This window comes from Streptomyces sp. ISL-11 (assembly GCF_018614525.1).
In the GTDB taxonomy this organism is placed as follows: Bacteria; Actinomycetota; Actinomycetes; order Streptomycetales; family Streptomycetaceae; genus Streptomyces.
This window is the reverse complement of sequence record NZ_JAGGOL010000008.1, coordinates 62253-74538: the sequence shown is the minus strand read 5'-3', so window position 1 is coordinate 74538 and position 12286 is coordinate 62253. Positions and strand designations below refer to the sequence as shown.

At 73.8% G+C, this 12286-nt stretch carries 8 protein-coding genes; 5 read left to right on the top strand and 3 right to left on the bottom strand.

Annotated elements, in window-relative coordinates; all coding sequences use genetic code 11:
• Window positions 1-422 precede the first annotated feature (422 nt).
• Window positions 423-1313, top strand: coding sequence for a phosphotransferase enzyme family protein (locus J7E86_RS01855; RefSeq protein WP_215079053.1), 891 nt, complete (start codon window positions 423-425; stop codon window positions 1311-1313).
• Window positions 1314-1658: 345 nt separating this feature from the next.
• Here J7E86_RS01855 and J7E86_RS01850 read toward each other — a convergent pair whose 3' ends face one another.
• Window positions 1659-2384, bottom strand: coding sequence for a 3'-5' exonuclease (locus tag J7E86_RS01850; RefSeq protein WP_215079052.1), 726 nt, complete (start codon window positions 2382-2384; stop codon window positions 1659-1661).
• A 79-nt stretch (window positions 2385-2463) separates the two neighbouring features.
• Complete coding sequence (locus tag J7E86_RS01845; RefSeq protein ID WP_215079050.1) at window positions 2464-3705, bottom strand: SAV2148 family HEPN domain-containing protein; 1242 nt, start codon at window positions 3703-3705, stop codon at window positions 2464-2466.
• Window positions 3706-4091: 386 nt separating this feature from the next.
• Between J7E86_RS01845 and glgX the strand changes: the two genes are divergently transcribed.
• Together glgX and treY are read left to right on the top strand one after the other, a co-directional pair.
• Window positions 4092-6218 carry a glycogen debranching protein GlgX gene (glgX, locus tag J7E86_RS01840; RefSeq protein WP_215079048.1) on the top strand — a complete coding sequence of 709 codons (2127 nt, stop codon included), beginning with the start codon at window positions 4092-4094 and terminating at the stop codon, window positions 6216-6218.
• Window positions 6219-6260: 42 nt separating this feature from the next.
• Window positions 6261-8654 (top strand): malto-oligosyltrehalose synthase, encoded by a 2394-nt coding sequence (treY, locus tag J7E86_RS01835; protein ID WP_215079046.1) that lies wholly within the window; start codon window positions 6261-6263, stop codon window positions 8652-8654.
• Between the two features lie 174 nt (window positions 8655-8828).
• Here treY and J7E86_RS01830 read toward each other — a convergent pair whose 3' ends face one another.
• Window positions 8829-9722: a LysR family transcriptional regulator gene (locus J7E86_RS01830; protein WP_215079044.1), complete on the bottom strand. Its 894-nt coding sequence runs from the start codon at window positions 9720-9722 to the stop codon at window positions 8829-8831.
• 102 nt (window positions 9723-9824) lie between these two features.
• Between J7E86_RS01830 and lpdA the strand changes: the two genes are divergently transcribed.
• Together lpdA and J7E86_RS01820 are read left to right on the top strand one after the other, a co-directional pair.
• A complete protein-coding gene (gene lpdA, locus J7E86_RS01825; protein ID WP_215079042.1) occupies window positions 9825-11252 on the top strand; it encodes a dihydrolipoyl dehydrogenase in 1428 nt (475 codons plus the stop codon).
• Window positions 11253-11321: 69 nt separating this feature from the next.
• Entirely contained in the window at window positions 11322-12245 is a 924-nt protein-coding gene (locus J7E86_RS01820) for a GNAT family N-acetyltransferase (RefSeq protein WP_215079040.1), read from the top strand.
• Window positions 12246-12286: the final 41 nt, after the last annotated feature.

Below are 12286 nucleotides of genomic sequence, written 5' to 3'. Positions count from 1 at the left end.
CGAAACCCTGTCAGGATTGACGCGCTCAATTCAACATCCGCGAGAAGGTGTGACATACGCAACGTCATTGCGTATTTTTAAATCCCGCTGAACGGCGGCAAATTGGACAGACTGGCGACATCCACTGCCAGGTTTTACTTGAATGCCATATGAGTAACGGGCCTTATTCGTAAGCCGTTTGCTTACTGATGCACCGTCAAGGGGCTTACACCGCTTCGATGGAGAACGCGGCAGGGGCGAGCGCCACCTCGCGCGAAGCGTGGGCGCCGACCCGCTCCGGCGAGACGATACGTACCGTGCACTTCGATGGGCGGGGCGATGACCTTCCCCGGTCCCGGGCGTCACCGGGCGAACGGGGAAAATGGAAGCGATCGGCTCCGACGGCGCGTGAGCGCCGGTGATGGCAAGTGAGGTACGACGCGATGGACGCACAGGACGCGGCGAGCACGCCCTTCACGGAAGGGCGGGCGCGCGAGATCCTCGCCGCGGCCGTGCCGGAGGTGCCGGCGGCGGACGCGACGCTCCTCGCGCTGGGCGAGAACGCGGTCTTCGCCGCCGGCGGGCTGGTGGCGAAGGTGGGGCGCGACGCGTCGCTGCGGGACCGGGCCGCGCACGAGCTCCGCGTCGCCGCATGGCTCACCGGGCTCGGCGTCCCGGCCGTACGGGCCGCCGACCCCGGGCCCCGGGAGGCCGACGGGCACCCGGTGACCCTCTGGCACCGGCTCCCCCAGGCCGTGCGCCCGGCCGGCACGGAGGATCTGGCCGCCCTCCTGCGGCTGGTCCACGACCTGCCCGCACCGGACTTCGCACTGCCGCGGCGGGACCTGCTCGGCGGCGTCGAACGCTGGCTGCGGCTGGCCGGTGACGCCATCGACCCGGCCGACGCCGCGTACCTCCGCGAGCGGCGGGACGGCTTCGCGGCGGCGGCCGCCGCGCTGACGCCCCATCTGCCGCCGGGCCCCATCCACGGCGACGCCTCACCGCGCAATGTGCACATCGGCCCGGACGGCCCGGTCCTGGTCGACCTGGAGACCTTCTCCGGCGACCTGCGGGAGCACGACCTGGTCGTACTCGCCCTCAGCCGGGACCGCTACGGGCTGGACCCCGCAACCTACGACGCCTTCACCGGCGCGTACGGCTGGGACGTACGGGAGTGGGACGGCTGCGCCGTCCTGCGGGGCGCACGGGAGACGGCGAGCTGCGCCTGGGTGGCCCAGCACGCCCCGGGCAACGCCGCCGCCCTCGCGGAGTTCGCCCGGCGCGTGGCGTCCCTGCGGGAGGGCGACCCCACGGTGCGGTGGCATCCGTTCTGAGGGCGGCGCGGGATGATGTCACTGCCGGACGGCAGGGCCCGGCTGCGTGTTGGCACTCGGGTGGGGACGGCGCCGTCGGGTGGCCGCCCGGCGGCGCTGCCCTGACACCGCCGGTCGCGGACCAGGACGGGCACCGACCAGGGGGCCGACCGGGGCGGGTGCTGGGCGCCCACTGCCCGGCGGCCCGGCTGTCCACAGGAGACGTCCCGTCGGCCGGTCGCCGAGGACCGGCGCCGCGCCCGCGCATCGCCGTCCGCCGGGCCGGGACGTGCCGACGTACACCCCGGTGCCCGCCGCCAAAGCTCCGCGCCCCGGGCGCAGTTTCCGTACCCCCGCCGGCAGGCGCTACCGCAAGGGCCACCGCGGGTCGACCGTCGCCTCCGGGTTCCCCTGTCGGCGCAGCCACTTCTCGAAGCCCGTGGCCCATTCGGCGTACCAGCGCTTCTGGTCGCGGTGCAGGTCCCACAGGTCCGCGTCCGCTATGGCGGGGTGGCGATCGGCGACCGCGCGGGCCACCCGGACCGCCGCGAGCGCGTCGGCCCCCGCCTCGTGCGCGCCGTCCAGGACGATGCCGTACACCCCGCAGACCGCTTCCAGGGTGCGCTTGCCCTTGCGGTAGCGGTCGACGGCGCGGTCCATGGTGTACGGGTCCACGACCGGGCCCGTCTCCTCGCCGGCGACGCTCCCCGCTCCGCCGAGGTCGGCCAGCCGCTCGCCGAGCGACCGCAGCCCGTACCGGCGCAACTCCGCCGCGAGCAGCGTCAGGTCGAAGCAGGCGTTGTACGCGACGACGGGCACTCCCAGCGACCAGTGCGCGGTCAGCGTGGCCGCTATCTCCTCGACCACCTCGCGGGCCGGCCTGCCGAGCGCCGCGCGCTCGCTGGTGATGCCGTGGACGGCCGCGGCCTCGGCCGGCACGGGCACGCCCGGGTCGGCCAGCCACTCGCGCCGGCCGACGGTCTCGCCGCCCTTGCTCTCGACGACGGCCGCCGTGACGATCCGCGCCTCTGCGGGATCCGTGCCCGTCGTCTCCAGGTCGAATCCGATCAGCAGCTCCTGGTGCCACCCCATCGCGGTCCCCCTTCGTGGTGCTTCCCCCGACTGGTCCCCAGCGTCGCACGCCCCACTGACAACGGGCCCTGGGCCGCCGTCAGGACACCGGCCGCGAGTCCGTCCAGACGCTCTCGAACTCCTCGCGGTAGGTCTCGAAGAGACCGTGCTCCGGCTCCCGCCCCTCGCGCACCACACGGCCCCCGCCGCGCAGCACCAGCACCGGCGCCTCCATGCCCCGCGCCTTGCGCAGGTAGGACTGGACCACGGCCACCCCGTCGGAGCCGTCGCCGTTGACGAGGTAGGCGGTGAAGCGCGGCGTCTCGTCGAAGACCCGGATCTCGAAGGCGGCGGTGTCCCGCAGCCGGTCCCGCACCCGCCGCATGTGCATGATGTTCATCTCGACGGACCGGCTCATCTCGCCCTTCTTGATGCCCAGTTCCCGCTCCCTGCGGCGCACGGCGCTGCTGGCGGGGTTGAGGAAGAGCAGCCGGGCCCGGCAGCCGGCCTCGGCGAGGCGGACCAGGCGCCGCCCGGAGTAGTTCTGGACGAGCAGGTTCAGGCCTATGCCGACCGCGTCGAGGCGGCGGGCGCTGCCGAAGAGGTCCTCGACCGGCAGCTGCCGCTGCAGCCGCACCCGGTCGGGGTGGACGCCCACGACGTCGGCGTAGCGGTCGCCCACGAGGTCCTCGACGGCGTCGATGGGCAGCCGGTCGGACGAGGCCCCGCCGGCGCCGCTGCCGCCGCCGAGGATGTTCAGCAGCCGGGCCGAGGCCCGTTCGGCCTGGGCGAGGACCGCCTCGGAGAGCGCGCGGTTGCGGGAGACGACGTTGCGGGTCACCTCCAGCTCGTCCAGCGCCAGTTCCAGATCGCGGCGGTCGTCCAGGTACGGCTCGAAGCACGGCCAGTGCTGGACGAGCAGCTCGCGCAGCTGCGGCAGGGTGAGGAAGCTGAGGACGTTGTCGTCGGCCGGGTCCAGCAGATAGCCCTTGCGCCGGCTCACCTCCCGGACCGCCACGGCCCGCTGGACCCACTCCTGCCCGGCCGGGCCGGCCGCGGCGACGACCCACTCGTCCTCGCCGTGCACCGGCTCGTAGACCGGCCGCAGCACGGCGGCGACGACCGCGCGCAGCCGCTGTTCGACGAGATTCAGCCAAATGTAGGCCCGGCCCGCCCGTCGTGCGCGGGTGCGCACCTCGCCCCACGCCTCGGCGTCCCAGTCCAGCGCCGCGCCGATCTCCATCGGACGCGCCACGGACACCGCGCCGGGTGGTGTTCCGGCCGAGCCGTCTCCCCCGGGACAGCCGTCTCCAGAGGGCAGCTCCAGCCCGCCCGAGGTCACCAGTGCACCGCCTTCCGCCCCCGTCCAACGATCAAGGCAGACTACTGTGCGGGCGGGCGGCCCTGCACCCGGACGCGACCGGTCCTCCGCCAACTCTCCCGCTCTTGGAAGGGGTTGTATTCGGCCTCCGGGCGAGGAGTGAGCGGTTTCATAGCGGCAGGTGCGCGGCCGGGCGGTGCGGCGGCCGGTCCCGGGGTCCGCCGCGGGGCCGAAACCGGCCGGTGAAGGACCGGTACGGGCCAGTCACCCGGTTGGACGAGCGGTGGAGAGCCGTGAGTGCGCTCCTTTTGGGGAAGATCTGCCGAAAGGGCGGCTCGACGGCTCCGGTTGGGCAAGGATGCCGGTTCGGTGCCGAGAAGCCCACGACATCATGGAAGAGTCGACTCATGCAGGTCTGGCCGGGACAGGCGTACCCCCTCGGCGCCACGTACGACGGCGCCGGCACCAACTTCGCGGTCTTCTCCGAGGCCGCCGAGCGGATCGAGTTGTGCCTGCTGCACGACGACGGCTCGGAGACGGCGGTGGAGCTGCGCGAGAGCGACGCGTTCGTGCGCCACGCCTACCTGCCGGGCATCATGCCGGGCCAGCGGTACGGCTTCCGCGCACACGGCCCGTACGAGCCGGAGCACGGCCACCGCTGCAACTCCGCCAAGCTGCTGCTCGATCCGTACGCCCGGGCGGTGAGCGGCGCGGTCGAGTGGGGCGAGGCGGTGTACGGCTACCACTTCGGGCGGCCGGAGAAGCGCAATGACATGGACTCCGCCCCGCACATGATGACGTCGGTGGTGGTCAATCCGTACTTCGACTGGGGCGACGACCGGCCGCCGCGCACGGACTATCACCGTACGGTCATCTATGAGGCCCATGTGAAGGGCCTGACGATGTGCCACCCGGCGTTGCCGGAGGAGGTGCGCGGGACGTACGCGGCGCTGGCGCACCCGGCGGTGATCGGGCACCTGACGGAGCTGGGCGTCACGGCGATCGAGCTGATGCCGGTCCATCAGTTCGTCAACGACCACCGGCTGGCGGACGCGGGGCTGGCCAACTACTGGGGCTACAACACCATCGGCTTCTTCGCCCCGCACAACGCGTACGCCTCCTGGGGCGACCGGGGGCAGCAGGTCCTGGAGTTCAAGTCGGCGGTGCGGGCGCTGCACGCGGCGGGCATCGAGGTCATCCTGGATGTCGTCTACAACCACACGGCGGAGGGCAATCACCTGGGGCCCACGCTGTCCTTCCGCGGACTGGACAACGCCTCGTACTACCGCCTGTCGGACGACCCCCGCTATTACATGGACACAACCGGCACCGGCAATTCCCTGCTGATGCGCAGCCCGCACGTCCTCCAGCTCATCATGGACTCGCTGCGCTATTGGGTGACCGAGATGCGGGTGGACGGTTTCCGTTTCGACCTGGCGGCCACGCTGGCACGGCAGTTCCACGAGGTGGACCGGCTGTCGTCGTTCTTCGACCTGGTGCAGCAGGACCCGGTCGTCAGCCGGGTGAAGCTGATCGCCGAGCCGTGGGACGTCGGGGAGGGCGGCTATCAGGTGGGGAACTTCCCTCCCCTGTGGGCCGAATGGAACGGGAAATTTCGGGACACGTCCAGGGATCTGTGGCGGGGCGAGCCCGCGACCCTGGCGGAGTTCGGCTCCCGTCTGACCGGCTCCTCCGACCTCTACCAGGGCGACGGCAGGCGGCCGCTGGCCTCCATCAACTTCGTCACCTGTCACGACGGCTTCACCCTGCACGACCTGGTCGCGTACAACGACAAGCACAACGAGGCCAACGGCGAGGACAACCGCGACGGCGAGAGCCACAACCGGTCCTGGAACTGCGGGACGGAGGGCGAGAGCGAGGACCCCGGCGTGCTGGACCTGCGCGAGCGGCAGATGCGCAATTTCGTCGCCACCCTGATGGTCTCGCAGGGCGTGCCGATGCTCAGCCACGGTGACGAGTTCGCGCGCACGCAGCGGGGCAACAACAACGCCTACTGCCAGGACAACGAGATCTCCTGGGTGCGCTGGCCACGTCCGGAGGACGCCTCCTCCGCCCGGTCCCGGCGGATGCTGGAGTTCACCCGCGCCATGGTGTGGCTGCGCCGCGACCACCCCGTCTTCCGGCGCCGCCGCTTCTTCCACGGCCGCCCGGTGCAGGGCACGCACGACGACCTCTCGGACATCGCGTGGTTCACCCATGAGGGTGAGGAGATGCGCGACGCCGACTGGAACGCCTCGCATGCCAAGTCGCTGACCGTCTTCCTGAACGGCGGCGCGATCTCCGAGCCCGGCCCGCGCGGCGAGCCGGTCACCGACGACTCGTTCCTGCTGATGTTCAACGCGCACGACGAGCCGCTCGACTTCGTGGTGCCCGTGGACCACGGCCGGCAGTGGCAGGTCCTGGTCGACACCGCCGACCCCCGGGGTGTGGAGACCGACGGGGCCAAGGTCCAGGCCGGTGACCACCTCACGCTGACGGACCGCAGCCTGGTCGTGTTGCAGCGCCCGGCGTAGTCCCCCGCTGCATGCCCGCCGATTGCGGGTACGTACGTTCCCATGACGCCCGACAGCGCTGCCGCACAGCCGACCGCCACCTACCGGCTCCAGCTCCAGCCCGGCTTCCCCTTCCGGGCGGCCGAGCGCGCCGTGCCGTACCTCGCCTCCCTGGGGGTGTCGCACCTGCATCTGTCACCGGTCCTGGAGGCCGTACCGGGCTCCGCCCACGGCTACGACGTCGTCGACCACGCGTCCGTGCGCGCCGAGCTCGGCGGCGAGGAGGGGCTGCGGGCGCTCTCCCGCACCGCCCGCTCGCACGGGCTGGGCCTGATCCTCGACATCGTCCCGAACCACATGGCCGCCCCGGCGCCCCTGCGGCTCAACAGCGCGCTGTGGCACGTCCTGCGGGACGGCCCGGCCTCCCCTTACGCGCGCTGGTTCGACATCGACTGGTCCGAGCACGGCGGCAAGGTGCTGCTGCCGGTGCTGGCCGGGCGGCTGGGCGAGGAGCTCGCGCACTTCACCGTCGGCAGCGACGGGAGCGGCACCGAGGACGTCCTCCGCTACCGCGGCGGCGCCCACGTCTTCCCGCTGCGGCCGGGTTCCGAACGGCTGCCGCTGCCCGAGCTGCTGGACGCGCAGTGGTACCGCCCGGCCTGGTGGCGGCTGGCCCGCACGGAGCTGAACTACCGGCGGTTCTTCACCGTCTCGGAGCTGATCGCGGTCCGGGTGGAGGACCCCGAGGTCTTCGAGGCCACCCATGCCAAGGTGCTCCAGCTGCTACGCGAGGAGGTCGTCGACGGCCTGCGCGTCGACCACCCCGACGGCCTCGCCGACCCGGCCGGCTACCTCCGGCGGCTGGCCAAGGCCGCGCAGGGCCGGTGGACGGTCGTCGAGAAGATCCTCAGCGGCGACGAACGGCTGCCGGCCGACTGGCCGGTCGCGGGGACGACCGGCTACGACGCCCTGCGCCGGATCGACGGGCTCTTCACCGACCCCGGCGGCGCCGCCGAACTGGGCGCCGCCCACCGCACCTTCACCGGTCTGCCGCCCGACCGGGGCGGCGACTGGCCCGCGACCGTCCGCCGCGCGGCCTACAAGGTGATCACCCATGAGCTCGCCGCCGAGACCGAGCGGCTGGTCCGCGCCGCCGGCCGGGTCTGCGAGAGCGCGTACCCGCTGCGCGACCACGCTCCCTGGGCGCTGCGCACCGCCCTGTGCGAGATCCTCGTCCGGCTGCCCGTCTACCGGCCCTACGCCGTCCCGGGGGAGCCCGTCGCACCCGTGGACGCCGCCTTGCTGGACCAGGCCGCCCAGGGGGCGCGTGCGGCGTTCGCCGTGCCCGAGGAGGCGGAGGCCGTCGAGGTCGTCCGGGACGCGGCCCTGGGCCGGCTGGGCAACGGGCCGGACCACCGGGACTTCTGCGCGCGGTTCGCCCAGACCGCCTCCGCGCTGCGCGCCAAGTCCGTCGAGGACACCGCCTTCTACCGGCACGCGCCCCTGCTGTCGGCCACGGAGGTCGGTGGCGTCCCTGACCGGCCCGCGGTCTCCCCCGAGGACTTCCACGCCTACTGCGCCCGCCTCCAGCGCGACTGGCCGGCCACCGGCACCGTCCTGTCCACGCACGACACCAAGCGCAGCGCCGACGTACGGGCCCGGATCGCCGCGCTGACCGAGTGCCCCCGGCAGTGGGCCGGGCTGATGGACCTGCCGGCGGCCACGGGGGCCGCGCCCGACCGGCACGTGGCCTGGCTGGCCTGGCAGAGCACCTTCGGGCTCGGCACGGCGGACGCGGAGCGGCTCGCGCCGGCCGTCCTCAAGAGCGTGCGCGAGGCCGGGCTGCGCACGACGTGGACCGAGCCGGACGAGACCTACGAGGCGGCCGTGGAGGCGTACGTCGCGGCGGGCCCGTGCGGTCCGGCGTCCCGCGCCGCGCTCGCCCCGCTGGAGGAGGCCCTCCGCCCGGCCGTACGGGCCAACACCCTCGGCGCCGCCCTGCTGCACCTGACCATGCCGGGCGTGCCCGACGTGTACATGGGCACCGAGCGGGTGTACGCCGCCCTGGTCGACCCCGACAACCGGCGGGTGCCCGGCCTGCCCGGCGAGGAGCCCACCGGGCTGTCCGCCGAGAAGCTGCTCCTGACGCGGACGGCGCTGCGGCTGCGCCGCGAGCACCCCGGCCGGTTCGGCGCCGGCGCCTCGTACGCGCCGCTGACCGCCCTCGGCCCGGCCGCCGGGCACTGCGTGGCCTTCGTCCGCTCCGGCGAGGTGGTCACCGCCGTGACCCGGCTGCACCGGCGGCTGACGGAGGCGGGCGGCTGGCGGGGGACGGCGCTGCCGCTGCCGGACGGGGGCCCGTGGCGCGAGTTGCTGACCGGCCGGGTCCTCGACGGGCGCGTGGAACTGTCGGAGCTGCTGGGTCCCTGGCCGGTGGCGCTGCTGGTCCGGTCGTGAGCCTGTGCCGTGTCCGGCGGGTCATGTGAGCTGGCTGGGGTGCCCCCAACGGGCTTGATTTCGGCTGAGCCCAGCCGATTCCAGCCCGTCCGGCGATTGAGGACGCGCCCGCAGGGCGCCCGCCGCCGCAGGCGGCAAAAAACAGCCCGCAGCCGAAGACCCACCGGCCACCGCCTATGCACGCGCCCCGCCTGGAAAGGCCAGTTCGCGGCAGAGATCGACGAAACCCGCTGCCGCCCCGGTCAGTTCGACCCGGGAGAAGGCGGTCTGCTCGCGGCGCCAGGGCCGGTCGACCGGCACGACCACGGCGCCGGGCACGCCGCGGGCCATGTGCACGGGCGCGGTGACGAGGCCCACCCCGGCGACGGCCATCCGTACGGCCGTCGAGGAGTGTTCGGTCCACACGGCCGTACGGGGTGTGAAGCCGCCCTGCGCGCAGACCCAGTCGAGCCAGCGCTGCCCGTGGATCACCGGTTCGAGGGCGCAGCGCACCCAGTCGCGGTCCGCGAGCTCGGACAGCGGTACGGGGTCGGTGCGGCCGGCCAGCGGGTCGCCGGCGGAGGTGATCAGGGTGATCTCCTCGTCGCCCAGGGACACGACAGGGCCGGGCCAGCCGTCCGGGCGCGGGCCGACCGCGATGTCGGCCACGCCGCGCTCCATGTGGTCGCGGAGCTCCTCGGTGGTGGAGTACTCGTGCAGGTGGAGCCGGACGGCCGGGAACGCGGTCCGCCAGCGGGCGAACACCGGGGGCAGCACGCCGACCGCGAGGGCGTGCAGCGAGGCGATGTGCAGTTCGCCGCCCGCGGCCCCGGCGGCGGCCTTGGCGGCCCGGCGGGCCTGCTGGGCGCTGCGGACGGCCAGTTCGGCGTGGGGCAGGAAGGCGCGGCCCATGGGGGTGAGGCCGATGCCGCGGGTGCGGCGTTCCAGGAGGGCGCCGCCGACCTCCCGCTCCAGCGCCTTGATCTGGTGGGAGAGGGCGGACTGGGTGACGTTGAGCCCCTCGGCGGCGCGGGTGAAGGACTCCTCCTCGACCACCGCGACCAGGTACTCCATCTGCCGCAGGCTCATGAGGCCCCTCCTGCCCTTCACCGACTCCGCATGAACGACTCTCATCGCCACGATCGAAACATTGTGTTGGACTCATGATCCCTGACGGCGCAGGGTGGGGACATGGCTGAAATACGTGACCACACCACGGATGTCCTCGTCATCGGCGGCGGCACCGGGGGCTACGGCACGGCCCTGCGGGCCGCCGCCCTCGGGCTCGACGTCGTCCTCGCGGAGCGCGACCTGGTGGGCGGTACGTGCCTGCACCGCGGCTGCATCCCGAGCAAGGCGATGCTGCACGCCGCCGAGCTCGTCGACGGGATCGCCGAGGCGCGCGAGCGGTGGGGCGTGAAGGCGACGCTGGACTCCGTCGACTGGCCGGCGCTGACCGCGACCCGCGACGACATCGTCACGCGCAACCACCGCGGCGTGGAGGGCCATCTGGCGCACGCGGGCGTGCGCGTGGTGCGGGGCAGCGCCTCGCTCACCGGGCCGCGGACGGTCCGTATCGACTCGGGCACCGAGGCGGGCACGGTCTGGACGGCGCGGCGCGGCATCGTGCTGGCCACCGGTTCGCGGCCGCGGACGCTGCCCGGCCTGGAGCCGGACGGCGCGCGGGTCGTCACCAGTGACGACGCGCTGTTCGCGCCGGGGCTGCCGGGTTCGGTGCTGGTGCTGGGCGGCGGCGCGATCGGGGTGGAGTACGCCTCCCTGCACCGTTCGATGGGCGCCGAGGTGACGCTGGTGGAGGCGGCCGAGCGGCTGCTGCCGCTGGAGGACGCCGAGGTGAGCCGCCATCTGACGCGGGGTCTGAAGAAGCGCGGCATCGACGTGCGGGTGGGCGCGCGGCTGGAGGGCGCCCGGATGACGGAGGACGGGGTGCGGGCGGTGGTCCGTACCGCGCGCGGGGAGACGCGCGCCGTGACGGCGGAGCGGCTGTTGGTGGCCGTGGGCCGGGTGCCGGTCACCGACGGGCTGAACCTGGCGGCCGCCGGCCTGGCCACCGACCCGCGCGGATTCGTCGCCCCCGCGGACTGGTCGCGCCTGGAGACCTCCGTACCGGGCATCCACGTCGTCGGCGACCTGCTGCCGCCGCCCTCCCTGGGCCTCGCGCACGCCTCCTTCGCCGAGGGACTCCTGGTCGCCGAGACACTGGCCGGCCGGACGCCGCCCCCGGTCGACTACGCGGCCGTCCCGCGCGTGACCTATTCCGCACCGCAGACGGCCTCGGTCGGACTGTCCGAGGCCGAGGCCCGCGAGCGGGGCCACGACGTCGAGGTGAACTCCATGCCGCTGACGGCCGTCGCGAAGGGCATGGTGCACGGGCAGGGCGGCATGGTGAAGGTCGTCGCCGAGCGGGGCGGCCCGGTGCTGGGCGTGCACCTGGTGGGCCCGCACGTCTCGGAGATGATCGCGGAGAGCCAGCTGATCGTGGGCTGGGAGGCGGAGGCCGCCGACGTGGCCCACCACATCCACCCGCACCCCACCCTCTCGGAGGCGGTCGGCGAGGTCTTCCTGTCCCTGGCCGGACGCGGGCTGCACCAGCGGTAGAAAACACGTGGACGACCCCGGGGCGGCGGCCCTACGGTTCCGGGGCCGTCAACGGAAGAAGGACCCTTCATGCCCGAGCTGGTCGTCCGCGCGCTCACCGAGCACGACACCGCTCTCTTCACCGCCCTCGCCGATCCGGGCCTCGTCGGCCGGGCCGCCTTCGGCCACGGCTACGCGCCCGTCCACGAGGGCGGCGAGTACCGCCCGGACTGGACCTGGGTCGCGCTGCGCGGCGACACCGTCGTCGCCCGCGCCGCCTGGTGGGGCGCGCCGGACGACGGGGCGCCCAAGGTGCTCGACTGGTTCGACTTCGCCGAGGGCGAGGACGAGGCGGCCGCCCGGCTGCTGCGCGAGGCGCCGCTGCGCGCGGAGTACAGCCTGCTCGCCCCGCCCGGCTGGCGGGAGAGGCCGGACCTGCGCGCCGCCGTCGGGTCCCGCGTCGCGGCGGCCGAGGCCGCCGGGATGCGGCCGCTGGTCGAGCGCTACCGCTACGAGTGGACGACCGGCGACCCGCTCCCGGCGCGGCCCGGCCGGCTGGAGTTCCGGCCCGAGCCCGACGACGCGGTCGTACGGGACGTGGTGCGCCGCACCTTCGAGGGCACCCTCGACGCCCACGACCGCCACAACATCGCGGAGAGCGGACCGGACGCGGCCCTGGAGGACTTCATGGGCTTCCTTCACTGGCTGCCCTCGCCCCGCGCCTGGTGGAAGCTCGGGTACACGCCCGGCGGTGAGCTCGTCGGCATCCAGGTGCCCGCGCGCAACCCCAACGGCCCCTGCGTGGGCTACATCGGGGTCGTCCCGGAGCGGCGCGGCCACGGCTACGCGTACGACCTGCTGGTGGAGTGCACCCACGACCTGGTGGCCGAGGGCGCCGATCGGATCACCGCCGCGACCGACCAGGGCAACCACCCGATGGCCGCGGCCTTCGCCAGGGCCGGGTACCCGGTGACCCAGGAGCGCGTCGACCTGCTTCCGCCCCTGGAGGGGTGAGCGCGCGGCACGATGGGCAGCACTGTCGTCGTCGAGAGGAG

What these genes read in the sequence shown, in the direction of transcription:
- J7E86_RS01855 (WP_215079053.1), top strand. Translation starts at nt 423, where the DNA reads ATGGACGCACAGGACGCGGCGAGCACGCCCTTCACGGAAGGGCGGGCG.
- J7E86_RS01850 (WP_215079052.1), bottom strand. Translation starts at nt 2,384, where the DNA reads ATGGGGTGGCACCAGGAGCTGCTGATCGGATTCGACCTGGAGACGACG.
- glgX (WP_215079048.1), top strand. Translation starts at nt 4,092, where the DNA reads ATGCAGGTCTGGCCGGGACAGGCGTACCCCCTCGGCGCCACGTACGAC.
- treY (WP_215079046.1), top strand. Translation starts at nt 6,261, where the DNA reads ATGACGCCCGACAGCGCTGCCGCACAGCCGACCGCCACCTACCGGCTC.
- J7E86_RS01830 (WP_215079044.1), bottom strand. Translation starts at nt 9,722, where the DNA reads ATGAGCCTGCGGCAGATGGAGTACCTGGTCGCGGTGGTCGAGGAGGAG.
- lpdA (WP_215079042.1), top strand. Translation starts at nt 9,825, where the DNA reads ATGGCTGAAATACGTGACCACACCACGGATGTCCTCGTCATCGGCGGC.
- J7E86_RS01820 (WP_215079040.1), top strand. Translation starts at nt 11,322, where the DNA reads ATGCCCGAGCTGGTCGTCCGCGCGCTCACCGAGCACGACACCGCTCTC.